Here is a 22708-nt window from a genome sequence, read left to right as displayed (position 1 = left end):
TCATGAAAAAATATTGGGTAATTTTATTTCTCGTTACGGCAAACTTATTTTGGGGAGGGCACTACATATTTGGCAAGTATGTGGTTGCCGAGATGGACCCGCTGCAAATTACATTTACCCGGTGGATCATCGCCGTCGTTCTGCTGTTCCCGATTGCCCAGCTCATTGAGCGTCCGGATTGGAGGAGGGTGTGGAAGCAGTGGAGGTATCTTTTGCTCATGGCCGTGTTTGGAATTATAGGATATAACTTTTTCTTGTATACGGCTCTGAAGTACACCTCTTCTCTGGAAGCCGCCATGATTAATTCTTTAAACCCGGCATTGATTGTGCTGTTCTCGGTCATTTTTTTGAAGGAGAGGCTGAATCTGGTCAACGTGGCAGGGCTGTTTATCTCGCTGCTTGGCGTGCTGCTCATTTTAACGAAAGGAAACCTGCGGCAAATCTTTAGCATCCACTATAATCAAGGGGACCTGATCATGCTGTTTGTCATCCTGAATTGGACCATTTATTCCATTTTAGGGCGAAAAATGAAAGGGATTCCGCCCATTTCGGCAACGGCGGCGTCGGTATTACTCGGTATCCTCATGTTGATCCCGTTTATGCTGTTCTATGGGATTCACCTTCCTCACGGTAAGCCTGCCATCATCGGAATACTCTACATCGGTATTTTGCCGTCCGTAGGATCATTTGTGTTCTGGAATATAGCGATTAGCAAGATCGGAGCGAGCCGTGCCGGCATCTATCTCAATTTAATTACCGTGTTTACGGCGATCATCAGCGCATTTCTGGGACAATCCATTCCGTCCATTCAGGTGGTTGGAGGGCTGCTCGTATTTCTGGGCGTTTATCTATCTAATAAAAGAAGGGTTAGCAGAGAACTCAAAGTGCAAGCGGAGGCTTTGGGCTGACAGGATGGAACCCGATACAGCCATGGCATCCCATATATTATATATTGTATAATGAATGTATATCCGTATGTAGGGGGCTGGCTATGACCAAGAGATATCAATCCTTGAAAGATCATGTCTATGACCATATTGCAACAGAAATCCAAAACGGGACCCTGCTTCCGAACCATAAAATTAATGAAGTCGCGCTAAGCAAGAAACTGGAAGTCAGCCGCACCCCTGTCAGAGAAGCTTTGATCCAGCTTGCTTCGGATAATCTGCTTGAATATTTGCCTCGCAGGGGATTTATCGTCAAGGATCTGGACACCAAGAAGAAGCTGGATGTATTTCAAATTGTGGGTGTGCTGGATGCCTTGGCGGCTGCGCTCGCTTTGGAGCAAATGACGGAAGAGGATATCGAGCAAATGGAAGACTTCGCGAAGATTATTGACCTGTCCATTGCAGAAAAAAATTATTCCGACTATCAAAAGTACCAAAAGAAGTTCCATAACGTCTACATTAACAAATGCAATAATGCTACATTGATCGACACCTTGGAAATGCTGCAGAACAGCTTCGTGAGACAGGTTTATTCAAGCGATGACACGGACCGTTTGTTCGCCGTATCGGCACAGCTCAATGAAGATCATAAAGAAATCATCAAGTGTTTTAAGAATAAAGATAAGCAGAAGCTGGAGCAGCTCATTAAGAAGCATTGGGAGATTGAACATAAGGACATGATATAGGGGGCGTCATGAGAAAAATTGTTGTGTTCAACAACGTCTCTGTCGATGGTTTTTATGCGGGTCATAGCGGAGAGATCGACTGGTTCATCCACGACCCGGAGGTAAGCCAGGCCGCAAGCAGGATTGATTGATGAGTACCTGCTTGCGCTGACACCCGTTGTTATCGGGAATGGAAGACCTCTATTTAGAGATGCCGGCAAAATGAAGCTGGAGCTGCTCGGAACCAGAAGCTTCAGCTCAGGAATTGTTCTGCTCCATTGTAGACTTCAAGTATAATTTTTCCAATATTCCGGTTTTCCTCCATGTATTCATGAGCCTTTGCTGCCATTTCAATAGGAAACGCAGTGTCCATAATCGGTCGTACTTCTCCGCGTTCGAAATAAGCATCAACGCTTTTGATAAAATCATGGGTTAGTTGCGCTTTGTATTCATCGCTTCGCGGAGTAAGCAGGGTCCCTGTTAACTGGATGCACTTGGACATCAAGGAAAGCAAGTCTACTTGCTTCACTTCACTGCCGCCCAGTATTCCAATAAGGACCCATCGGCCTCCGGTCTTGATGCTCGCAAGATTTTTCTCCCAATAATCCGCGCCTACGAAGTCTAAAATCAAATCCACGCCTGTACCGTTTGTGGCTTTGAGTATTTCTTCATCGAAAGACTGCTCTTTGTAATTAATCAGGACATCGGCCCCAAGTTCTTTGCAAATATCCAGTTTTCTTGTTGAGCCGGCCGTTACGATAACCTTCGCATGGCTAAGCTGTTTGGCCAATTGAATTGCTGCTGTGCCTACCCCGCTTGCACCTGCATGGATTAAGACCGTTTCATGTTCCTGAAGCTTGCCGATCCAGAATAAGGTTTGGTAAGCGGTCAGGAATACTTCGGGAATGGCAGCCGCTTGTTCGAACGAAAGAGAGTCAGGAATTTTCATAGCCCGGTCGGCGGGCATGACTGCATACTCCGCATAACCCCCGCCATTGACAAGTCCCATCACCCTATCCCCTTTGGAAAAAGAGCTTTCACCGTTGACTTCAGCCACTGTACCGGCAATTTCAATACCCAGAACGGGATGGGTCAAATACCCTAATTTCCCTTCGCGCGTTAATAGATCTGTGCGATTGACAGCCGCAGCATGAACACGAATCAGCAGCTCTCCCTCTTTAGGTTCAGGCATCGGCACCTGTGCCCAATCAAGCTGGTTTGGACCACCCGGTTTTTTTACGATTATACCCTTCATTTTTAACCCTCCCAATATATAAAATAGCCAAAGCTAAAACCAAACATCCGCTTATTGCCACACCTGGAACTAGACCAAAGTGAAAAGATAAACTTCCTATACCTGAACCCGCCGAACCTCCAAAATAATACCCAACCATATACAGCGAGTTTAACCGGCTGTGTTTCTCCGGCGCCAGCTGATAAATTCGTCCCTGATTTAAAGTCATATTCATCCGGGAGCCAACATCAAGCAGGAAAGTAACCGCAATCAGCAGAATCAAATGATTCCAGCTTAGACCTACAACGACAAAGGAAAGGATCATCATAAGCAAAGCTACAATATTCCACATTTGAACATGTCTGCTGTCCGATAACCGTCCGGAAAAGCCTGCTGCTATAGCTCCGGCAATCCCGATAATCCCGAACATGCCTATGGCCCCGCTGTCAAAATGATAAGGTGCGCCATTTAACATGAAGGTGAGGGATACCCAAAAAATATTAAAAGCGGCAAACGCGGCTCCTCCCAAAATAATAGTCTCCCTTAACACCGGCTCTTCTCTCAGAAGAGGAATCATTGACCGCAAAATTTGTTTGTACGAGGGCTGTTTCGGTGTCTGATCATCAGGTAATTTTATAAAAAGGTAACCCGCGATGACGAGTAAAATAAAAGCAGCGACCCAGTGAACCGTCTGCCAGTTAAACAACTGGCCAATCCACCCGCCAAAGACCCGGCCCAATAACACTCCCAAAAAGATGCCGGTTAACAGCCGGCTGATAATGGGCCCTTTTTTCCCGGATTGAATATTTGAAGAAACAAACGGGATAATCAGTTGAGCGGAAACGGTGCTAAAACCGAGACAAAGACCAAGGACTAACAACAGCATAAATGAAGAAACAAGCGTCATCATGACCAGCCAAAATGCAGACAGCAGCAAGCTTATAAGGATCAGCTTCCGCCTGTTAAACCGGTCGCCCAGCGGAACGATAAACACTAGTCCCAGGGTATAGCCCGCCTGAATGACGGTTAAGAGGAGGCCTGATTGATTGGGCTCGATGTTGAAGCTTTTGATAATGTCTGAGAGTAGGACCTGGTCGTAGTATAAATTGGCCACGGCTATTGCACAAACGGCTGCCAGAAGCCATTGTAAAGGTAAGGAAAACATCTTTCGATCCGCAGCAAGTTTCATAATGAATCATCCTTTCCGCTTTCTTTCTATGGGGTACAGTGTACAATGAAACCCATGCTGCAAGAAGATACGTGTTATCCTAGGATTGTGAAACCTACGAAAGGGGGCTTGGCGAGGCCGTGGCCGACGAGAAACATGTTGAATTAGGACTATTTTTGAAGAAAAAGCGGGCATCGCTAACACCGGAACAGGCGGGTCTTCCATTAGGGAAAAAACGTAAAGTAACCGGACTACGCAGGGAGGAAGTTGCCGAATTAGCTAATCTAAGCGTAGATTGGTATATTCGTTTGGAGCAGGGGAGAGCGGTACAGCCTTCCGTGGAAGTATTGCTGGCTCTAAGCAATGCCCTGCAATTAAACCGAAAAGAACGGGACTATCTATTTAATTTGGCGGAACAACGGTTGCCGGAGGAGATGCCGGATCCGATTACAGTAAGCCCGGGTTTGCAAAAATTCCTGGATTCCCAGAACCCCTATCCGGCCTATATTACAGATAAAGAGTGGAATATTGTGGGGTGGAACAAAGCTGCGGCTCTCGTATTTGGAGATTACTCCCTAATGACCCCATTACAGCGTAATACCATATGGCGGGCATTCATGGATCCTTCCATGAAGGACTTATTGGATAACTGGGAGGGTCACTCCAAACTGCGTGTCAGTCAATTAAGAATGGCTCACAGCCAATTCCCTGCTAATCCGGAACGGTTGGCATTGATTGATGAACTGTGCGGGCAAAGCAGTATCTTTGATTTATGGTGGAACCAACAATTTATTATCGGTACGCCTGAAGGAAAGAAGCTGCTTCACCATCCTGTCGTTGGCGATATCCGGCTCGACTATCTTTCCTTCCAGACGGAGGAATATCGGGACGCAACGGTTACCGTTCATCTGGCAAGTGATTCGGATTCCAAGAGGAAATTGGACACGCTGTTTGAGGGAAGTTAAATACAAGGCGTGAGATTACGACAAAAGCAGGGCATCCTTAACCTGGATGCCCTGCTTTTGTCTCGTCTGGCTGCATCATGCGTTCAAGGAAAAAAATTGTAATTCATGGATTTCGTGATCGAATTCATGTGAGTTAATACTACATAACGCGACAAGTTAGTTGCGTATTTTGGATGATGTTATCGAATTTTAGGATTTTAAACAAATTTCGGGCTGATAGAATGAACATATATTCCAAATGAGGGGGCAAGAAGAATGTTGAAGTGGTTGAGGTTGTCAGTAATTCTTACGTTATTGGCCGGAGTATTGGCGGCTTGCGGAAATTCCGGCTCGGAAGTAAACGAAGCAAGCGGTTCAAATAAGCTTGTAGTGTATACGCCGAACAGCGAAAGCATGATTAACGCGCTGGTTCCGCTGTTCGAGAAGCAGACGGGCATTACGGTGGAGCTTGTATCCGCGGGTAGCGGCGAGCTGATTAAGCGAATCCAGTCGGAGAAAGACAACCCGTATGCCGATGTCATGTTCGGCGGCGCATTTGATCTGTTCAATGCGAATGCCGAGCTGTTCGAGAAGTACGTGTCACCCAATGACCAGTACTTGCTCGAAGGTCACCGGAACACGACAGGCATCATGACCTCTTATGTCTCCGATGGAAGTGTAATGCTCGTGAATACCAACCTGGCGGGAGATATTCAAATCAACAGCTACGAAGACCTGCTCAACCCGGCATTGAAAGGCAAAATCGCGATGGCGGACGCGGCCAACTCCAGTTCGGCTTTCCACCAGCTGACCAATATGCTGAAAGCAAAAGGCAATGACTACACCTCCGATGCCGGGTGGAATTATGTTGGCGAACTGATCAAGAACCTGGACGGCAAAATCGCCGGCAGCTCCAGCAAAGCGCATAAGAGCGTAGCCGACGGCGAGTATATCGTGGCCCTGACGTATGAAGATCCGGCCGCAAGCTATGTAAGAGACGGGGCTCCGGTTCGCGTCGTGTACCCTTCGGAAGGCACGGTGTTCCTGGACGGGGTGGCCGGAATTGTCAAAGGCGCGAAGCATGAAGAGAACGCCAAGAAATTTATCGACTTCCTGATTTCCAAGGAAGCGCAGGACGCCCTTGGTACGGAGACGACGAATCGGCCGCTCAGAGCGGATGCACAGCTTGGAAGCTATATGACGCCGATGGACCAGATTAAGGTGATCGAAGAAGACATTACTTATGTAAGTGATCATAAGAAAGAAATTATTGAGAAATACACGGAGCTGTTCACCAGCCTGTCCAAGTAATAACAGCAAAGCGGGTGTTTACATGAGCGTTACGATCTCATTTCGTGAAATAGTCAAGAAATACGGCAATACGACGGTGATTCCGGAGCTGTCTCTTGAGATCCAGAAAGGTGAGTTCTTCACCCTTTTGGGCCCTTCGGGGTGCGGGAAGACGACCCTGCTGCGGATGATCGCGGGGTTCAACAGTATTGAAGGGGGCAAGCTTTCATTTAATGACCGGGTAATCAACCAGGTTGCTCCGGGTAAGCGGAACATCGGGATGGTCTTTCAGAATTATGCGATTTTCCCCCACCTTAATGTCGCGCAAAATGTAGAGTTTGGACTAACGAACCGAAAGATCGACAAGGCGGAAAGAATCCGGAGAGTCCAGGAGATGCTGAAGGTTGTGCAAATTGAGCCTTATCAGGACCGGATGCCGAAGAATTTGTCCGGAGGACAGCAGCAGCGTGTCGCGCTGGCCAGAGCGATCGTCATTCGCCCGGATGTTCTGCTGATGGACGAGCCGCTGTCCAATCTGGATGCCCAGCTGCGGGTCGATATGCGGAATGCGATCAAGGAGATTCAGCGGGAGGTCGGCATTACAACCGTATATGTGACGCATGATCAGGAGGAGGCAATGGCGGTCTCCGACCGGATTGCGGTCATGAAATCCGGCGTCATTCAGCATGTGGGAACCCCACGCGAAATCTATCAGCGTCCTGCCAACCTGTTCGTGGCGACCTTTATCGGGCGCACAAATATTATGGACGCGGTGATGTCCGCCGGTGAAGACGGAGAGGCTGTATTGCGTATCGGGGGCAGCTACTCAGAGCGGATACCCGGGCTGAAAGCGGACAAGTCTCTCGGTTCCGCTCAAAATGTTAAGCTGTCCGTGCGGCCGGAAGAGTTCGCTCTGTCTGGTGACGGCTATGGCCTCAGAGGAAAGGTTGTGAGCAGCATTTTTCTCGGTCTGAACACTCACCTGAAGGTGGAGCTGGAGAATGGGCAAGAAGTCGAAATTATTCAGCCGTCCGCCGGAAGCGGCGGGATGAACCCGGGAGAGACTGTATGGCTGAAGGTCGATCCGCAGACAATTAACGTCTATGACGCATCGGGAGAAGTCAACCTGACCAGGGGAATGCGCTTATGAACAATGCAATGAAGCGAAGAGATATATGGTCGTTTATTACCGCCATTATTTTTCTGGGTTATATCGTCTTTCTGGCTTTGCCTTTGTTCATGATTCTGATTAAAAGCTTCTTTGACGGGACCACGGGCGAATTCTCGCTCGCTTATTTCCAGAAATTTTTCGGCAAAGCCTATTATATGAATGCCGTGTGGAACAGCCTCAAGGTGACGATATGCGTAACCGTATTGTCGGTTATCGTTGCCGGTCCGCTCGCGTATATCATGTCCACCATAAAGATTAAAGGTAGCGCTGCAATCCAAATCCTGATCCTGATTTCTTCTATGTCGGCGCCGTTTATCGGAGCATACGCTTGGATTCTGCTGCTGGGCAGAAGCGGGGTCATCACCAAATTCGCCGAGCGGGTTCTTGGGCTGCAGATGCCCGATATTTACGGGTTTACAGGCATTCTGCTCGTCTTGACCCTGCAGCTGTCGCCGCTGATCTTCATGTATGTCTCGGGCGCGCTGAAGAATGTCGATCACTCGCTGATGGAAGCGGCGGAGAGCATGAACTGCAAGGGTCTGCGAAAAATGTGGAAGGTGCTCGTGCCGCTCATCACGCCAACGCTGCTTGCGGGCGGCCTGCTCGTGTTCATGCGGGCCTTTGCCGACTTCGGCACACCGATGCTGATCGGGGAGGGCTTCCGGACGGTCCCTGTCCTGATCTTCAATGAGTTCATCAGCGAAGTTGGCGGAGACGACGGCTTCGCGGCAGCCATCAGTGTGATCGTCGTACTGTTTACAACCGCGGTCTTTCTGCTGCAAAAGTATATCGCGAACCGCAAGTCCTACAGCATGAGCGCGCTGAATCCGATTGAGCCGAAGCCTAAGAAAGGGCTCGCCAATATTGCCGCTCACGCTTACGTCTATCTGTTCACGATTCTGGCCATGATGCCGCAAGTCTATGTGGCGTATACTTCATTTCTTAAGACATCGGGCAAAATCTTCGTGGACGGCTATTCGCTCGACAGCTACCGCGCAGCCTTTACCAAAGTCGGCGATTCGATCTATAATACGTTCTTCCTGGCGATTATTACGATCATAATCATTACGCTTACGGCTGTTCTGATCGCCTATGCCACGGTGAAACGAAAGGGCGCTGTCGCCAATCTGCTGGATACCTTCACGATGATGCCGTACATTGTACCCGGTTCGATCCTCGGCATTGCACTTCTGGTCACCTTCAACAAGCCGCCGATTCTCTTAAGCGGCACGGCTGCCATCCTGATCGCGGCATTCGTCATCCGGCGCCTGCCTTACACGATCCGTTCCAGCGCCGCCGTGCTGCATCAGGTGAACGACAGCATTGAAGAAGCCGCAATTAGTCTTGGCGCTTCTACCATGAAGACCTTCTTCCGGATTACGGTGCCGATGATGATTTCAGGTGTAATCGCCGGCGCGATATTAAGCTGGATCAGCATTATTACGGAGCTGAGCACCTCTATTATTTTGTATACGGGAAAGACCAAGACGATGACCGTAGCCGTATACACGGAGGTTGTCCGCGGCAATTACGGTGTGGCCGCCGCGCTGTCCACACTGCTTACCGTCATCACCGTCCTGTCGCTATTGCTCTTCTTCAAGCTGACAGGCAAGAAAGATGTAACCATGTAAGTCCATCAAGTCCGGTTTCCGCGAGGCGGAGCCGGCTTTTTGCGGCTTGCCCGGAAGGGCCCTATGGGCTACGATAGTGAAAATCAATCGGCTTATGAAAAGGAGAGGAAGGCGATGGCCCAAAAGCGAAACTTCAAAGACTCGATCCGCCGCATGTTTTTGCTGCATGCTTTTGTGCCTATATTTATACTGTTTATCCTTTTCCTGATTTTCACTGTCGTTAACGCCCGCTTTATGCTGATTCATCAGACGAAGGAAGCCGGGAGGACCATCCGTTTATCGCTTGAAGAGGTATACCGGTCTTACCATGAAGAAGTGAACCGGATGGCAGGGCTCCAAGAGGTGATTGAGTATGCCGATACCCGGCGCGGCAGTCCCCGCGTATACGAAGAGTTCTATAATTTCAACAACCGCCAGCAGGTCAAGAGCATCATGCATATTCTGAGCAAGAATGGCGAGATCCTTGCTTCTTCCGCTAATCTCAGTCCCGAGTCCTCTGAAAATGCGCTGAAAGCCATTGTGTTCCGGATGTCCAGAACCGGGCAGCCTCTGTTAGCCGAAAGCAACCATATCCGCTTTTCCCATGACCGTTACACGGTGTACACCTTTGCGAAGGAGATTCGGAAAAACGGCAAGATCATAGGGTATCTGACTTACCAGTTGTATGAAGAGGATTTTCAGAAGCTTATTTTTGTGCAAAATAATGAAATAGCCATCGTGACGGATCAGCACCAGACCATTATTGCCACCACCAACAACATTGTGAGAGGGCTCCTGAATAAGTTAACGCTTGAGAAGAAGAACGGAAATATTGTGATCAACAATGGAAAATATTACGGCAGCGAAACGTCCATTCCGCAGGCACAGTGGCGGATTTACACGCTGAACGCCATCCAGCTCATGAACTATACTTATCTGTCGCTTGTGGTGTTCTTTGCCATTGCCAGCGTGCTGCTGCTGTTTCTGATCCAGGTTCTTGCAAGGACGGTTTCTTCGCGCCATACCCGGGCGGTCGACAAGCTGATCTATGCCGTAAGGCAGCTGCAGGCCGGGAATATGCAATCCTATGTTCATATTGACTCAGGCGATGAATTCGAGACGCTGGCCAATCAGTATAATACGATGCTCTCCCGTCTGAATGAACTGCTTGCCCGAAATGAAGAGCTGTCCGACTTAAGGAGAGTTGCCGAGGTAAAGCATCTTCAGTCGCAGTTTCATCCTCATTTTATTTTTAATGTGCTGGAAACGCTGCGTTATGCGATTGTGGTCGATAATAAGCTTGCTCAGGATATTGTGCTTATTCTTTCGAGGCTGCTGCGCTACAGCATCAGCACGGAGGGAAGCACGGTGATGCTGAAGGATGATTTGAATTATGTCGCGGATTACTTAAAGCTTCAGCAAATGCGGTTCAAGGAAAGGCTGAGCTATACGATGAACGTCAATGAAGAAGCGATAGAGGCGCTCGTTCCGAGGCTGATGCTGCAGGTGGTTATTGAGAATTCGATCAAATACGGCTATCGGCAAAAAGAACGGCTGCAGCTTTCCGTGTGCGGATACGTGGCCGGTCCGGATTTAACCATCGAGGTCAAAGATGACGGCGGAGGGATGAGCGAAGAGAGGCTGCGGGAGGTTCGCAGGATTATCCTGGACCCTGATAACAAGTCGCCGCATATCGGACTTAACAACCTGCATCGCCGCCTCGTTCTGATGTACGGGGAACGCTATGGTATCCGCATCGACAGCGTGCCCGGAGAGGGGACCGCTGTTCTAATCAACATTCCTTTCATGAGGGGGGGCGCCGATGTTTAAAGTGCTGCTGGTGGAAGATGAAGAGATGATTCGTAAAGGCCTGCGCTATACCTTTGACTGGCTGGCGGCCGGGTGCATCGTCATCGGCGAAGCCGAGAACGGCGAGGCCGGGCTGGAGCAAATCCGGGCGCTTAAGCCCGATATCGTCATCGTTGATGTGAACATGCCACTCATGAACGGGATTTCAATGATCGAGCAGAGCGTGCAGGAAGCGGTGTGCAGCTATATTATTTTATCGGGTTACGACGAGTTCGGGCTTGCCAGGCAGGCGATCCGCCTTGGGGTCACGGAATATTTGGTAAAGCCGCTTGAGCAGGAGCAACTGCTCGGCGCACTGGAGCGGGCCAAGCAGCAGGTCGAGCTGAAGAAGAAATACGATGCGCTGATCCAGGCGGCTTCGGAGAGCGAGGAGGAGATTTACGCTTCATTAATGAAGCTTCCGGCCGGGTCCTCCCCTTACGTCTCGAAGATGATCGAATATGTCCAGGAGCACTATGCCGATAAAATCAGCATCAATGATCTCGTGGACCGGCTGGGAATCAGCGCGGCTTACCTGAACCGGAAATTCAAGAGCGAGACCACCTACACGTTCAATGATTTTCTGAACCGGTACCGGATTCAACGGGCGATGGACAAGCTCAAGAGCGGCGAGGGAAAAATCTATACCATCGCCTCAGATGTGGGTTTCCGGGATTATAAATATTTTATTGCCATCTTCAAGAAGTACGCGAACTGTACGCCCGGCCAATACCAGGAGCAGTTCGGGGTTCGTGAGACAGAGCTGGAATAATCGCGAGAAAATTTAAAATTTTATAATATTCCTTTACAGGAATATTCGATATGAGGTATACTATCTACATAAAGCAGCCCATACTTAATTCATGAAATGAGGTGGCCTGACATGACCCGCACAGGAAGCATAGGCCGCGCAGGATCCGATGAATATTACAACCTTCAGCGCATTAGCTGAACCTAACCGGCTCGGCATGGTTGAGCTTTTGCGCGGCGGTCCCCTGACTGTAGGGGAAATTGCCGATCATTTGGGGCTCCGCCAGCCCCAGGCCTCGAAGCATCTGCGGGTTCTGCTGGAGGCCGGATTGGTAGAAGTGGAGGCCGTCGCCAATCGCCGCAATTACAGGCTCCGCGCCGAGCCGTTTCGGGCGCTGGATTCCTGGCTCGATGCGTACCGCAGAATCTGGACTGACCGATTCGACAATCTGGACATGTATCTGCGGAAGTTTCAAGCCGAAGAGAACAAGCCGCAAGCTGGGGAAAGTGAGCCAAAGGAAACCTAATCTTAAGGAGGAGTTTTCATGACGAACAAAATGGTTACCCGGGTAGAAGGTCAGGAACTTGTTCTGGAGCGTGTGTTCGATGCGCCGCGCGAGCTGGTATTCAAGGCGTTCTCGGAAGCTGAGCATTTGAAGCATTGGTGGGGGCCTCGCGGCTGGACACTGCCGGTCTGCAACATCGATTTTCGTCCGGGCGGCGTATGGCATTACTGTATGAAATGCGTCGACGAGAAGCAGGGCGATTTCTACGGCATGGAGTCCTGGGGCAAGGCGGTGTACGAGGAAATCGTAGAGCCGGAGAGCATCGTTTATACCGATTACTTCTCGGATGCGGAAGGCAATGTAACGGATGGGATGCCCTCCTCCCAGATTACGATGATTTTTGTCGAGCAGGAGGGGAAGACGAAGGTGATCAGCCGCGGACGCTTTGAGTCCGCCGAAGCACTCAAGACCGTCATGGAGATGGGAATGGAGCAGGGCATCACCGAAACGTGGGATCGTCTGGAAGAGTACCTGCCGTCAATCAAATAACCGCGATGAGAAAGAGAAGGCCATCCTGTTTAGGGATGGTCTTCTTTGTGAGCTTGATTCAGATTTTTCAGGATTTAGTGAGTGATTAATCAATTACTTCGCTTCGGCAAAAGAATTTTTCCGCTTCTGCAAGGTGCGAATAGTAGAGGAAATCCCTTCTTCGAACGATGTGGCCCGAACCGGTCCGATTAACCGTTCGTATTTCTCCCCGCTTAAGGTGAGCGGTTCGACGGTCAGGTAGAGCATTTCGACAACTTCCTTCATGACCGGAACAGCCAGGCCCAGCAGAGATAACCCCGTTTTTTTAAGCGGAATGACCGGTTTGGCGCTGCCGCTCGCAGCTTGGGCGATTCGTACGATTTCTTTACCGGAAATCACGCCGGAGCCCGGGATATTCCAATTCTGGCCGTAAGCCAAGTCTTTGCCGGCTAACTCCGCAATCATGGCAGCGGCATCGGGCAGGTAGATATATTCACGCGGAACATTCATGTTGCCGATGAAAAAAGCCATTTTACCATCAGCGATCGCCTGAAGGGTTGATCCCAGATACGAGGCTTCGTTGGCTGTAGGGCCGTAATAATCCGGCAAGCGGACAATCATCACCTTGGTACGGCTCCACCGGGGGCTGAACAGCATTTGCTCATAGGCCAGCCTGACCTTGCCCTTTTTCGTATGAGGCTGCTTCGGGTGGTCTTCGGTCACAAGGTCCATCTGCCTTCTTCCATAGGGATAGATCCCGTCTATGGCGACTACATGAATGCCCAGCCGGTTGGCCGCCTCCATAACCGATTCCCCCAGCGGGATCAGCTTATCCGCCATTTCATGGTACGGAACGTTCGCGCAATGGAACAAGACGTCCGCTCCGTCCGCTTGCGATACGATGTCATCCGGCTTGAAGGCATCTCCTGTGGCAAGGGACAAATGGTCCGGGTTGCCGAGACCGGCCGCGAACTGCTCGAGTTTCTGACGCGAGCGCCCGAATGCGATGGTGCGAACTCCCCGTTTGACCAGCTCTTCCGTAATGGCGGCGCCGCTTCCGCCTGTTGCTCCAATGACGATTGCTTTTTGCATAGATCCTTCGCCTCTTTTCGTTAAAATAGTAATTGATCAATCACTAACCTGATCTCATCATAGCACCGTGGTTAGTGATCAGTCAATAACTAAATTTAAAAAATGCACAGAGAGTTCCCGCAAAACAGAGAGAAGGACTCCGCCTTCTCACGTTTCCATTAATTCCGGCATGCCGATGGCTGCGGCAATATTGCACAGCATTCCCCTTGCCAGAAACAGCATCGTCCGTTCTTCGGGATGCGCGATACCCGCCTGACGGAAGGCGTCAAGCACGATTTGGCGGGCTTCCCTGAAGCCGTCCTGCATAGCTTCTCGAATCGAGGGTTCCTGAATCGTCTGGGCCTGCATTTGAAGCAGTACCTCATTGCGGTGTTCTTCCAGAATTTGTACGTATGCGGTGATCAGATCGGTTTCAAGCTGCCGGGGAGAGGCAGATTCTACGACTTGACGGAAGGACTCGATGATTCTCGCCCAGGAAACCTCCAAAGCCGTAAGCAGCAGCACTTCCTTCGTCTGGAAGAAGCGAAAAATGTAAGGCTGTGATATGCTCGCCCGTTCAGCGACCTGAGCCGTAGTTGCCCTGTAGTAGCCGGTTTCCGCAAACACTTCAATAGCAGCCGAGATAATGTCCGATTTGCGGTTAACGGATGCCGATGTGTCTTTAGCCATGAAAATTCCGCCTTTCGAATAGGGTAAGATATTTAGTGATTAATCAATTCCTCAATAGTATAATGGAAAAGAAATGGCAGTGCAATGAGGAATCAGGGAGGAGGCAGTCAGATGCTGCTGCACATAACCAACGGAGATTCGGTCGCGAACAAGCTCAGGCAGGGCGCCGTGCAAGGCGAGGTTATGGCCTGGAGGGAGATCTATTCGGTGGGGCCTGTATTCCGCGATATGGCGGCGAAGGCTCACCGGGAGATAAGGGCGCGGGATCTGGAACGGAGGCTCGGGATTCCGCAGGAGGAGTATTTGAAGATTGAAGAGCAGGAGCAAATCCTGCGTAACCTAGAAAAATATGACGAAGTCGTCCTGTGGTTCGAGTACGATCTGTTCGACCAGACGATGCTGTGTTATTTGCTGCATTCCCTTGCATCGCAGGCGCTTGGAGACACGAAAGTAAGCCTGCTGTGCATCGGGGATTATCCGGGGGTTGAACGGTTTCGCGGGCTGGGCCAGCTGACGATCGAGCAGCTCAAGGCACTATCCGGCTCCTGGCAGCCGGTCGGCGAGCGGGAATTGGTGCTTGGAAGCCGGATGTGGGAGGCCTACACTTCACCTTTGCCTGAAGAGCATGTCCGGTTTTTGCAGGAGGATACCTCGGCGCTGCCTTTTGTGAGACCGGCGTTTGAGGCCCATCTGTCCCGCATTCCTTCCGTTACGAACGGGCTCGGGGTCATTGAGCAGACGACGCTTGCGACCCTTACAGACAAGGAATATGGACCGCACGCTTTATTCGCGGAGGCGGGGGACAAGCTGCATATACTCGGCATGGGCGATCTGGAGTTTTGGCAGCACCTTAAAAAGATGTCGATGGAGCCTTATCCGCTGCTGCATATTCAAGGTCTGGAAGCCTTCCCCGACTTTCGGAATCCCGCCTGGTCATTTGCCGACTGCCGAATTACACTTACTGCGCTGGGCCGGAAGGTTCTGGACGGAGAGGCGGACTATCTTTCATTGAAAGGCATTGACGAGTGGTACGGCGGCCTGCATCTGGAGGGACGGTCCATCCCCTGGCGCTGGGACCCGGGCCGAAACGAATTATCCCGGTCCGGGCCGGACGTAAGCCGCTGACTTCCTTAATGTCTGTCCAGTCATCCAAGCGAAGGGTGAACCTCAGGAATAATTCTCTACGTACCAGTCGATGATTTTGCGGGCGATGCTGACTTTTGGCGGGATATTGGGGAGGTTGTCCGGATCGAACCAGGCGGCATGGGCAATTTCCTCGCCGTCCACGTTGATCTCTCCGCTCTCGTAATCGGCGATGAAACCGACCATCAAGGAGTGGGGAAACGGCCACTGCTGGCTGGAAAAATAACGGATGTTATTAACCTTGATTCCGACCTCTTCCATAATCTCGCGCTTGACGCAGTCCTCCAGCGTCTCGCCGGGCTCGACAAAGCCGGCAATCAGCCCGTACATATTGTTTTGAAAATGCCGGGCATGGGCAAGCAGAATCTGCTTGTCCTTCAGGATGGCCGTAATGACGGCTGGCGCGAGGCGCGGGTAGCTGACCAGGCCGCATTCCGGGCATTCCCGGGAGCGCTCGATTTGCGACAGGACGGTCTGCGTGCCGCACCGGCCGCAGAACTGATGCGTACCGTCCCAGGCGATCATCTGGATCGCCTTGCCCGCCAGATGGAAGAGATCCTCTTCCATGACATCGTACAGAGGACGGAGAGGGCGGAACGCCAGTCCCTCCGGATCGGCCGCATCCGCCGGGGCTTCCGCGGCGAAGCACGGGATTTCCTCGAACGTTCCGAGGTACAAGGTACGCACGGGAGAAACCCCGAGCTGCTTGGCCGATGGCGCGAGCGGAATATCGATTCTGCCGGAAGACTCGTCGACGAGCAGCCGGCCGGAGCTGAATATGAACCAATAGACGGGCCCGCTGAAACCTGGGCTCGCGGCAACTGCCGGAATATACCGTTTATAAATGCTTTCTCTTGGTTTAGACATGGCGCAGGAACCTTTCAGACTTGAATTTTTTTCTATTAAGAATAGCAAAAAAGAGAGAGGGTGACAAACGCAAACAACCGCCGTCTCCGTTACCGGCTCGGCAGTTGTCTGCATTCTTTGTCTCCTGCTGTCCAACGAATTATGTTAGAATGAAGCTGGTATAGACTATTTTTGTCCAAAAGAAAGGCCTGGCCCGATCTGATGATTGTGCAGATGGAAAAGGGAGGATCTTTTCTCGAGACCGATCTGGAGTTTCACCAGACGATCGTTGCCGGTGCTCGGGAACCGGTGCTGTCGCGGATGAGCGAGGCTATTCTCCCGCTTCTTCAGGAGGGGCGGAGACAGACGAATACGCTGCCCAATATGCGAACGAAATCGTCCAATTATCATGTGCTGATTGCCATTGCCATCGAGGAGCGCAACATCGAGCAGGCCCGGCAGCTGATGCAGAGCCATATCGAGCAAATGCTCGAGCCGCTGAAGAAAGCCAAAGAAGCCCAGGGAGAGGCAGACCAGATGAAAGGTTAAGGGCGGAGGTGTTCGAACGTATGCCGGAACCGGTGAAAACATACAATACCGCGGTGGAAGCGACCCTTGAAGTTATCGGAGGGAAGTGGAAGCCGCTAATCTTGTTCCATCTGACGTTTGGCAAGAAACGCAACGGCGAGTTCATGAGCCTGATGCCTGCTGTCACACAGAAAGTGCTGACGCAGCAATTAAGGGAGCTGGAGCGGGATGAAGTCGTCAAGCGGACAACGTACAACACGGTCCCGCCCAAGGTCGAGTATGAGCTGACCGACTACGGCTGGAGTCTCAAGGAAATTCTTCATCTCATGTGCCGATGGGGAGATACCCATGTTGAACGGAAATACGGGGATCAAGCTGTTATCTTGTCTGAAGTCCAAACAGAGAAAGAAACCGGTCTTTGAAATGCGAAAGACCGGTTTCTTGTGTGTAAAGGTTACGGAATAACCTTGCGGCGGCGGAAGTCTTCAAAAATATTCAGGAACATGGACTCCGTATCCACAAACTCATGAAAGCCGGCCCTTCGCGCCTTGGAGCCGTCAGCGAAAAAGTCGTAATCCCAGGAAAACACAAAGTCGCCGAACCGCCATGAGGAAACGCTGCTATAGCTGTTGTTTTCTAAGCCGTATTTCTGTACCATGGCGTCCCACAGCGCTTCTTTGTCCTGCATGACGACATCCAGCGACATCGGCAGCGGAGGTGCGACCTCAAGCTCAAAATACGCGGCGATCTTGGGCCAAAGCTCATTCCACCTAAACAAGTCCCCGTTCGTAATGTTGAAAGCCTGATTGGCGCAGCGCTCGTCGGTAGCGGCCCACACTGTGGCTTTTGCAAGCAGTCCGGCGTCTGTCATCTCCAATAAGCTGTGGTAAGCCCCCGGCTTTCCGGGAAAGCGAAGGGGGATTCCCAGCTCTTTCGAAATGGAGGCATAGACGGCTATGACCATCGCCAGATTCATTGGATTGCCGAGAGCGAAACCGCATACGACGGAAGGGCGGAGCGCGGACCAGGTCCACTCTTTTCCCTGCTGCCGATGCTCCAGAAACTTCTGCTGGTCGATATTGAATTCAGGCGGCATATGATCGGCGTCGCTCTCGCGGGCCGGCGTCTTGAAAGGTCCGAGATGCGCTCCGTATACTTTGTAGCCCTGCATGAGACTGATATGCCTGAGCTTAGCGGCAACCGGCTCGACGGCCTCAACGGTGTTAACGAGCATAGCGAGGTTCGGGGGGACGAGCTCCGCCCATGTCGGGCGGTCCTGGTAGGCAGCATAGAAAATATGGGTCACCTCCGTCAGGCCGCTTAATTTCTCGCGGCTTTCCAGGGGGTCCAGCAAATCCGCGGCGATATAGCGAACGCGGCCGGAGGATTCTCCGCCGCAGCGCGATACGCCGATGATATCCCAATCGGGAAGTGTCGCAAGATAATCCATCAAATTGCGCCCGATCACCCCGTTAGCTCCAACGACTAGCGCCGTTTTACGCGCCTCCGCTGCTATAGTGTCCATCATTTGATCCTCTCCTTCCCTGTAGTGGGGTTACACCCACATTGTGCGGGAGCCGGGCGATGGCTGAAAAGTACGCACCTTGAAGTCATATAGTAACTTGAGAGTTACAAATGGAGGAATCCAATAGAAAAGGCCAGGATTTCCTGAAAGAAATCCCGGCCTTTTTTTGAAATATCAGAAAGGTAAGCTTCGCGCTTATCCTTAACCTGATATTTTTACGAGAGACGGATGCCTTCCTCTTCCAGAGGACGGCGAAGCCGTTTCTTCTTGCGCCATCATAAGTTTTCATTCCCCCAGCAGCTTCTCGGACAAAAGGTCAAGAGCCTGCATCACTTCGGCGGTCTCCTCCGGATTCAAATGGGCAAACTGTTCGGCGATCAGCCTCTCCAGTCTGGCCGAGCATTCGTCCATAAGTTCCGTTCCGGCTGGAGAAAGCTCGACAAAATGAACTCTTTTATCCTTGAGATCGGCCCGTTTGGTCACCAGCTTCTTCTCCATCAGCTTCTTGACTTCACGGCTCGTATTCGGCAGGGACATGCCCACGCAGGCGCCGATCCGCCCAAAAGTCGGGGAGTCCTCGGTGTACAGAAGATACAGGATCTCGAACTGAAGCATAGTAACGTCTTCGGGTTTGATCTCCGTAAGTAGCCGATGGGTTATCTTGGAGAATCCGGTTCCGAATGTCCTTAGTTTGAAGGCGAATTCAGGTAATGGCATGGTGATCACCTCTCTATGTGGGATTATTATGACAAATATTTTTTTGGCGCGCAATCTATTTATCATTTGACAACTAAAATGCGGTGACTTAATATGGTTGTAAAATGAAAATTATCATTTGATAACTAATTAGGAGCGATGCGTGATGAACACCTTGATCGTCTATGCCCACCCGAGCCGTGAAAGTCTGAATGGTGCCTTCCTGAACGCCGTTCAGCAGGGGATCGGGCAAAATGCGGCTTCCGGGGAAATCCAGGTGCTGGATTTGTATGAAGAGCAGTTCAACCCGGCGCTGGTGTACAACAAGGAGCGCAGAAGAAGGGATATGCACAAGGACCCGGAGATGGAAAAATACAGAGCGCAAATCGGCTGGGCCGACCGGATTGTGTTCATTTATCCGATTTTTTGGGGGAGGCCGCCGGCGATGCTGCTGGGCTATTTCGACCGGCTGTTCTCCTCGAACTTTGCTTACAGGGACCGGCCGAACCGGATTTATCCCGAAGGGCTGCTGAAGGGAAAAAGCGTCGTCTGCATCTCCACGATGAAAGGTCCGGCTCATTATCCTCTGCTGACGCTGAACAATGCGCATAAAGTGCTGATGAAGAGGGCGGTGTTCCATTTCGTCGGCATCCGCAAGGTTAAGTTCTTCGAATTCGGGTCTATGGAAAGCCGGAAGGGGAATCATACGAAGAAGCTGAACAAGGTGGAGCGGTATTTTGCGGGAAAATGACCCAAAGGACAGTAAAAAGGATTGACACTTCTCCAACCTGTAACTACAATAGTTACAGGATTGATTGAAAGCCTGTGCCCTCATCGGGCTATACCTTTTAGAGTGGAGGAGTTTAAATGAAGATCGCGTTAACAGGAGCTACGGGACATTTCGGTTCGATTGTGGCGGAGTTTTTACTTGAATCAGTGCCTGCGGGAGACCTCGTCGTCAGCGTAAGGAACCCGGAGAAGGCGGCGAGCCTTAAGGCACGCGGCGCCCAAGTCCGGCACGGGGATTTTGATGCGCCGGAAACGCTGGATGCGGCGTTTGCCGGCGTGGATCGGCTGCTGATCGTATCTGCCGACGGCGACAATGAGACCCGAATCCGCCAGCATACAGCCGCCGTAGACGCGGCGAAGCGGGCCGGTGTTGGCTTCATTGCCTACACCAGCGTCAGCAATGCGGATGAGAGCGGATTGTTTCTGGCGGAAGTGCACCGCATCACGGAGAAGGCTATCCGCGAGTCCGGGATTCCCTACAGCTTCCTTCGGAACAACTGGTATCTGGAGAATGAGACGGGCTCCATTCAAGCGGCATTGGGCGGAGCACCTTGGGTGACTTCGGCCGGTTCCGGCAAGACCGGATGGGCTGTCCGCCGCGACTACGCGCAGGCGGCTGCGGCCGTGTTGACGGGCGAAGGCCATGAGAATACGGTATATGAGCTCGCTGGCAGACCGAAGACGCAAGAGGAGCTGGCTGCAGCCGTAGCCGATGCCCTGGGCAGAGAGGTTCCCGTTCTGCAGGTGGATGATGAGACGTATGCGGGCATTATGTCCGAAGCGGGCGTTCCGGAAGCCGTACTGCCTATCCTTCTCGGCATCCAGCGGGGAATCCGCGAAGGGGCAATCGATATCGAGAGCGGCGATTTGGAGAAGCTGCTGAACCGTCCGGCAACGCCGCTTGCGGAAGGCATTCGCGCTATCATCGGCCAGTTGAAGGCATAAGGCTGAGACAGGAATGAAAAAAGGCTAGTTAAAGCGCTGATCATATAAGCCCCCTCCTGGGTAACAAGGATAAAAGGCCATCCGCCGGATGCGTCCTGCCTTATCTTTGACCCGAGGGGGCTTTGTGCTTATCATCGCCAGCAAGATAGCTTGGCGGGAGCTGCGCAGGGTCCACCCGGCCGGGTCAGGTGGTCACCCGCGTAAGCGACCTGATGTCGTTAATTTTGACCAGATTATTACCGCGGCAAAACGTTCGGGTGAGGATGAATTTATTGTTAGGCTTACGGAGCAATATGATACCAAACTAAAAAAGAAGGGGTTTATGCTCAACTCTATCACAAGCATGCTGGTTCATACGAAAACATAAAGATTAGGGAGTTTCACAAAAAAGTCACAGTTTGAGTTCACTTTTTCTCGAAAAAAAACAGTTATACATAATAGAGAGGAGGGGATGTAGTGGATGAGAGTGAATGGATTCGGCGCATCCAGCGGGGGAAACCTGAGTATCTGACGCCGCTGATTGAGCGATATTACGCCGGTATCCAGAAGTATTGTTATTGGAGGGTCCGGAACGGGGAAGAGTCGAAGGATTTGACTCAGGAAACCTTCTATCGCTTTTGCAGACACATTGAGAATTACAAAAATACCGGAAAATGCCGCAGTTACTTATACATGATCGCCCGTAATCTGTGCAACGATCATCTGCGGAAGCGGCCGCCCCTATCCTGGGAGGAAGCGGGGGAGGCAATAGGCCGGGTAGCTTCACAGCAATACAGTTCCATAGAGGAGCAGGTGGAAAGGGAGCAACTGGTGCATGAATTGCTCCAGTTGCTCCCTGAAGAGCAGCGGGAGATGGTGTTCATGCGGTTTTGCCTGGATTTGGCCTTCCACGACATTGCTCGCATAACGGGAGTGAATATGTGCATGGTGCAATATCGGGTGAAGCGCGGGCTGGGCGTATTAAGACGCTATTTAGAAAGGAGTGAGTCCGGTGAAGAAGGAATCGAAATATGCCCTCGTCACCGCCCTAAAGAACTACCCCTCGCCCCCCGTTGACCAGCAGAAGCTGCAGGAGACGGTCAAAGAGGCGGCGGAGGTGCTGCGTCAAGCACAGGCGAGCCGTAGAACTTCCTTTGGAGAGTTTTATATGACCCAGCTTCGCTTCATCAGCTGGAAGGTGTGGGCTGTTCAATTGCTGATTGTTCTCGGGATGGGGCTATTGCTGCACAACTCCCTTCAAGAACAAGTTAGAAATGTTCAGCTTGTCATGCTGACCTCTATCGCCGCACCGCTCTTAGTGATAGCGGGGATACAGACGCTGACCCGTTCGTTAAGCTGCCATATGCTGGAGATTGAACTTAGTACGCGCCATCTTCTGGAGAAGCTGACGCTAGTTCGCATGAGTCTGCTCGGAATGGCGGATCTGATAGGTCTGGCACTGCTGGCCGTCTTAATGAGTGCTTGGATGCAGATGGAAATCGCGGTCATACTGCTCTATTTGCTGGCGCCATTCAATCTGACTTGTTTTGGCTGCTTGTGGCTGCTGAATCGGGTTCGTACCCCAAACTGTGGATACTACTGCCTGATCTATGGCGCTCTGGTGGCGCTGATGCAGACGGTTTTGGCGTTTAATCCCTCCCACTGGCTGTTTGAATCATCGGCAATCGGGGTGTGGCAGGCCTTGATGATGCTCACAGCCGCAGGAATTGCTTTCGAGGTAAGCGGGGTGCGCAAGACTTGCCGGAGTCTGGAAACCGCATCAAAAATGCTGATGTGACATTCTGGAAAAGCATGCAGGAGAAACGGGGCATACA

The 22708-nt window shown here is 51.3% G+C and carries 27 protein-coding genes; 20 read left to right on the top strand and 7 right to left on the bottom strand.

Going from position 1 to position 22708, the window contains the following annotated elements; genetic code table 11:
• Positions 1 to 2 precede the first annotated feature (2 nt).
• The 4 genes from PSAB_RS23730 to PSAB_RS26610 all read left to right on the top strand — a co-directional run bounded on the left by PSAB_RS23730 (position 3) and on the right by PSAB_RS26610 (position 1909).
• A complete protein-coding gene (locus PSAB_RS23730) occupies positions 3 to 908 on the top strand; it encodes a DMT family transporter (protein ID WP_025337050.1) in 906 nt (301 codons plus the stop codon).
• Between the two features lie 83 nt (positions 909 to 991).
• On the top strand, positions 992 to 1633 hold the full coding sequence (locus tag PSAB_RS23725; RefSeq protein ID WP_025337049.1) for a GntR family transcriptional regulator: 642 nt from the start codon (positions 992 to 994) through the stop codon (positions 1631 to 1633).
• Positions 1634 to 1641: 8 nt separating this feature from the next.
• Entirely contained in the window at positions 1642 to 1764 is a 123-nt protein-coding gene (locus PSAB_RS26415) for a dihydrofolate reductase family protein (protein ID WP_264370885.1), read from the top strand.
• Entirely contained in the window at positions 1757 to 1909 is a 153-nt protein-coding gene (locus PSAB_RS26610) for a dihydrofolate reductase family protein (protein ID WP_084266601.1), read from the top strand. Before PSAB_RS26415 ends, PSAB_RS26610 begins: the two co-directional genes overlap by 8 nt.
• On the opposite strand, the gene PSAB_RS23720 is transcribed toward PSAB_RS26610, so the two are convergent.
• Both PSAB_RS23720 and PSAB_RS23715 read right to left on the bottom strand, forming a co-directional pair.
• Positions 1866 to 2867, bottom strand: coding sequence for an NAD(P)H-quinone oxidoreductase (locus PSAB_RS23720; RefSeq protein ID WP_025337048.1), 1002 nt, complete (start codon positions 2865 to 2867; stop codon positions 1866 to 1868). The genes PSAB_RS26610 and PSAB_RS23720 overlap by 44 nt on opposite strands.
• Entirely contained in the window at positions 2821 to 4035 is a 1215-nt protein-coding gene (locus PSAB_RS23715; protein WP_025337047.1) for an MFS transporter, read from the bottom strand. Before PSAB_RS23715 ends, PSAB_RS23720 begins: the two co-directional genes overlap by 47 nt.
• Positions 4036 to 4154: 119 nt before the next feature.
• Between PSAB_RS23715 and PSAB_RS23710 the strand changes: the two genes are divergently transcribed.
• The 8 genes from PSAB_RS23710 (at position 4155) to PSAB_RS23675 (ending at position 12682) form a co-directional block, all read left to right on the top strand.
• Complete coding sequence (locus PSAB_RS23710; protein WP_025337046.1) at positions 4155 to 4979, top strand: helix-turn-helix domain-containing protein; 825 nt, start codon at positions 4155 to 4157, stop codon at positions 4977 to 4979.
• A 255-nt stretch (positions 4980 to 5234) separates the two neighbouring features.
• Positions 5235 to 6269 carry an ABC transporter substrate-binding protein gene (locus PSAB_RS23705; protein WP_025337045.1) on the top strand — a complete coding sequence of 345 codons (1035 nt, stop codon included), beginning with the start codon at positions 5235 to 5237 and terminating at the stop codon, positions 6267 to 6269.
• A gap of 22 nt (positions 6270 to 6291) precedes the next feature.
• Positions 6292 to 7398 (top strand): ABC transporter ATP-binding protein, encoded by a 1107-nt coding sequence (locus PSAB_RS23700; RefSeq protein ID WP_025337044.1) that lies wholly within the window; start codon positions 6292 to 6294, stop codon positions 7396 to 7398.
• Complete coding sequence (locus PSAB_RS23695) at positions 7395 to 9050, top strand: ABC transporter permease (RefSeq protein ID WP_025337043.1); 1656 nt, start codon at positions 7395 to 7397, stop codon at positions 9048 to 9050. Before PSAB_RS23700 ends, PSAB_RS23695 begins: the two co-directional genes overlap by 4 nt.
• 114 nt (positions 9051 to 9164) lie before the next feature.
• A complete protein-coding gene (locus tag PSAB_RS23690) occupies positions 9165 to 10859 on the top strand; it encodes a sensor histidine kinase (protein ID WP_025337042.1) in 1695 nt (564 codons plus the stop codon).
• On the top strand, positions 10852 to 11649 hold the full coding sequence (locus PSAB_RS23685) for a response regulator transcription factor (protein ID WP_025337041.1): 798 nt from the start codon (positions 10852 to 10854) through the stop codon (positions 11647 to 11649). The genes PSAB_RS23690 and PSAB_RS23685 overlap by 8 nt, the downstream gene beginning before the upstream one ends.
• A gap of 148 nt (positions 11650 to 11797) precedes the next feature.
• Complete coding sequence (locus tag PSAB_RS23680; protein WP_025337040.1) at positions 11798 to 12154, top strand: ArsR/SmtB family transcription factor; 357 nt, start codon at positions 11798 to 11800, stop codon at positions 12152 to 12154.
• Positions 12155 to 12172: 18 nt separating this feature from the next.
• Positions 12173 to 12682, top strand: coding sequence for an SRPBCC domain-containing protein (locus PSAB_RS23675; RefSeq protein WP_025337039.1), 510 nt, complete (start codon positions 12173 to 12175; stop codon positions 12680 to 12682).
• Between the two features lie 93 nt (positions 12683 to 12775).
• Here the strand turns inward: PSAB_RS23675 and PSAB_RS23670 are convergent, their stop codons facing one another.
• Positions 12776 to 13753, bottom strand: coding sequence for an NAD-dependent epimerase/dehydratase family protein (locus PSAB_RS23670; protein ID WP_025337038.1), 978 nt, complete (start codon positions 13751 to 13753; stop codon positions 12776 to 12778).
• Between the two features lie 147 nt (positions 13754 to 13900).
• Entirely contained in the window at positions 13901 to 14422 is a 522-nt protein-coding gene (locus PSAB_RS23665; protein WP_025337037.1) for a TetR/AcrR family transcriptional regulator, read from the bottom strand.
• Positions 14423 to 14533: 111 nt separating this feature from the next.
• Here PSAB_RS23665 and PSAB_RS23660 point away from each other — a divergent pair, with 111 nt between their 5' ends.
• Positions 14534 to 15547 (top strand): DUF1835 domain-containing protein, encoded by a 1014-nt coding sequence (locus tag PSAB_RS23660; protein ID WP_226991742.1) that lies wholly within the window; start codon positions 14534 to 14536, stop codon positions 15545 to 15547.
• Between the two features lie 42 nt (positions 15548 to 15589).
• Here PSAB_RS23660 and nudC read toward each other — a convergent pair whose 3' ends face one another.
• Positions 15590 to 16432 (bottom strand): NAD(+) diphosphatase, encoded by an 843-nt coding sequence (gene nudC, locus PSAB_RS23655; RefSeq protein WP_025337035.1) that lies wholly within the window; start codon positions 16430 to 16432, stop codon positions 15590 to 15592.
• Between the two features lie 171 nt (positions 16433 to 16603).
• Here nudC and PSAB_RS24820 point away from each other — a divergent pair, with 171 nt between their 5' ends.
• Positions 16604 to 16960, top strand: coding sequence for a FadR/GntR family transcriptional regulator (locus PSAB_RS24820; protein ID WP_025337034.1), 357 nt, complete (start codon positions 16604 to 16606; stop codon positions 16958 to 16960).
• Positions 16961 to 16980: 20 nt separating this feature from the next.
• Entirely contained in the window at positions 16981 to 17361 is a 381-nt protein-coding gene (locus PSAB_RS23645; RefSeq protein WP_025337033.1) for a winged helix-turn-helix transcriptional regulator, read from the top strand.
• 32 nt (positions 17362 to 17393) lie between these two features.
• Here the strand turns inward: PSAB_RS23645 and PSAB_RS23640 are convergent, their stop codons facing one another.
• Positions 17394 to 18464: an SDR family oxidoreductase gene (locus PSAB_RS23640; RefSeq protein WP_025337032.1), complete on the bottom strand. Its 1071-nt coding sequence runs from the start codon at positions 18462 to 18464 to the stop codon at positions 17394 to 17396.
• Positions 18465 to 18749: 285 nt separating this feature from the next.
• On the bottom strand, positions 18750 to 19181 hold the full coding sequence (locus tag PSAB_RS23630) for a MarR family winged helix-turn-helix transcriptional regulator (RefSeq protein ID WP_025337030.1): 432 nt from the start codon (positions 19179 to 19181) through the stop codon (positions 18750 to 18752).
• Between the two features lie 145 nt (positions 19182 to 19326).
• On the opposite strand from PSAB_RS23630, the gene PSAB_RS23625 reads away from it, so the two are divergent.
• The 5 genes from PSAB_RS23625 (at position 19327) to PSAB_RS23605 (ending at position 22671) form a co-directional block, all read left to right on the top strand.
• Positions 19327 to 19911, top strand: a complete 585-nt coding sequence (locus PSAB_RS23625; protein ID WP_025337029.1) for an NAD(P)H-dependent oxidoreductase — start codon at positions 19327 to 19329, stop codon at positions 19909 to 19911.
• 116 nt (positions 19912 to 20027) lie between these two features.
• Complete coding sequence (locus PSAB_RS23620) at positions 20028 to 20894, top strand: SDR family oxidoreductase (RefSeq protein WP_025337028.1); 867 nt, start codon at positions 20028 to 20030, stop codon at positions 20892 to 20894.
• Positions 20895 to 21018: 124 nt separating this feature from the next.
• Positions 21019 to 21261 carry a hypothetical protein gene (locus PSAB_RS23615; protein WP_025337027.1) on the top strand — a complete coding sequence of 81 codons (243 nt, stop codon included), beginning with the start codon at positions 21019 to 21021 and terminating at the stop codon, positions 21259 to 21261.
• An 89-nt stretch (positions 21262 to 21350) separates the two neighbouring features.
• Positions 21351 to 21950, top strand: coding sequence for an RNA polymerase sigma factor (locus PSAB_RS23610; RefSeq protein WP_025337026.1), 600 nt, complete (start codon positions 21351 to 21353; stop codon positions 21948 to 21950).
• Complete coding sequence (locus PSAB_RS23605) at positions 21886 to 22671, top strand: hypothetical protein (RefSeq protein WP_025337025.1); 786 nt, start codon at positions 21886 to 21888, stop codon at positions 22669 to 22671. The genes PSAB_RS23610 and PSAB_RS23605 overlap by 65 nt, the downstream gene beginning before the upstream one ends.
• The last annotated feature ends 37 nt before the right edge of the window (positions 22672 to 22708 follow it).

The sequence above is a fragment of the Paenibacillus sabinae T27 genome (assembly GCF_000612505.1).
Taxonomy (GTDB): domain Bacteria; phylum Bacillota; class Bacilli; order Paenibacillales; family Paenibacillaceae; genus Paenibacillus_AQ; species Paenibacillus_AQ sabinae.
Note: the sequence above shows the minus strand (reverse complement) of the source record. Positions and strands in the feature narration are given on the sequence as shown.

Excerpts from the sequence above, each read along its gene's own strand:
- PSAB_RS23670 (WP_025337038.1), bottom strand. The coding sequence starts at position 13,753 with ATGCAAAAAGCAATCGTCATTGGAGCAACAGGCGGAAGCGGCGCCGCC.
- PSAB_RS23720 (WP_025337048.1), bottom strand. The coding sequence starts at position 2,867 with ATGAAGGGTATAATCGTAAAAAAACCGGGTGGTCCAAACCAGCTTGAT.
- PSAB_RS23725 (WP_025337049.1), top strand. The coding sequence starts at position 992 with ATGACCAAGAGATATCAATCCTTGAAAGATCATGTCTATGACCATATT.
- PSAB_RS23700 (WP_025337044.1), top strand. The coding sequence starts at position 6,292 with ATGAGCGTTACGATCTCATTTCGTGAAATAGTCAAGAAATACGGCAAT.
- PSAB_RS23685 (WP_025337041.1), top strand. The coding sequence starts at position 10,852 with ATGTTTAAAGTGCTGCTGGTGGAAGATGAAGAGATGATTCGTAAAGGC.
- PSAB_RS23680 (WP_025337040.1), top strand. The coding sequence starts at position 11,798 with ATGAATATTACAACCTTCAGCGCATTAGCTGAACCTAACCGGCTCGGC.
- PSAB_RS23620 (WP_025337028.1), top strand. The coding sequence starts at position 20,028 with ATGAAGATCGCGTTAACAGGAGCTACGGGACATTTCGGTTCGATTGTG.
- PSAB_RS26415 (WP_264370885.1), top strand. The coding sequence starts at position 1,642 with ATGAGAAAAATTGTTGTGTTCAACAACGTCTCTGTCGATGGTTTTTAT.
- PSAB_RS23625 (WP_025337029.1), top strand. The coding sequence starts at position 19,327 with ATGAACACCTTGATCGTCTATGCCCACCCGAGCCGTGAAAGTCTGAAT.
- PSAB_RS23630 (WP_025337030.1), bottom strand. The coding sequence starts at position 19,181 with ATGCCATTACCTGAATTCGCCTTCAAACTAAGGACATTCGGAACCGGA.
- PSAB_RS23640 (WP_025337032.1), bottom strand. The coding sequence starts at position 18,464 with ATGGACACTATAGCAGCGGAGGCGCGTAAAACGGCGCTAGTCGTTGGA.
- PSAB_RS23715 (WP_025337047.1), bottom strand. The coding sequence starts at position 4,035 with ATGAAACTTGCTGCGGATCGAAAGATGTTTTCCTTACCTTTACAATGG.
- PSAB_RS23705 (WP_025337045.1), top strand. The coding sequence starts at position 5,235 with ATGTTGAAGTGGTTGAGGTTGTCAGTAATTCTTACGTTATTGGCCGGA.
- PSAB_RS23665 (WP_025337037.1), bottom strand. The coding sequence starts at position 14,422 with ATGGCTAAAGACACATCGGCATCCGTTAACCGCAAATCGGACATTATC.
- PSAB_RS23730 (WP_025337050.1), top strand. The coding sequence starts at position 3 with ATGAAAAAATATTGGGTAATTTTATTTCTCGTTACGGCAAACTTATTT.
- PSAB_RS23675 (WP_025337039.1), top strand. The coding sequence starts at position 12,173 with ATGACGAACAAAATGGTTACCCGGGTAGAAGGTCAGGAACTTGTTCTG.
- nudC (WP_025337035.1), bottom strand. The coding sequence starts at position 16,432 with ATGTCTAAACCAAGAGAAAGCATTTATAAACGGTATATTCCGGCAGTT.
- PSAB_RS23695 (WP_025337043.1), top strand. The coding sequence starts at position 7,395 with ATGAACAATGCAATGAAGCGAAGAGATATATGGTCGTTTATTACCGCC.
- PSAB_RS23660 (WP_226991742.1), top strand. The coding sequence starts at position 14,534 with ATGCTGCTGCACATAACCAACGGAGATTCGGTCGCGAACAAGCTCAGG.
- PSAB_RS23645 (WP_025337033.1), top strand. The coding sequence starts at position 16,981 with ATGCCGGAACCGGTGAAAACATACAATACCGCGGTGGAAGCGACCCTT.
- PSAB_RS23690 (WP_025337042.1), top strand. The coding sequence starts at position 9,165 with ATGGCCCAAAAGCGAAACTTCAAAGACTCGATCCGCCGCATGTTTTTG.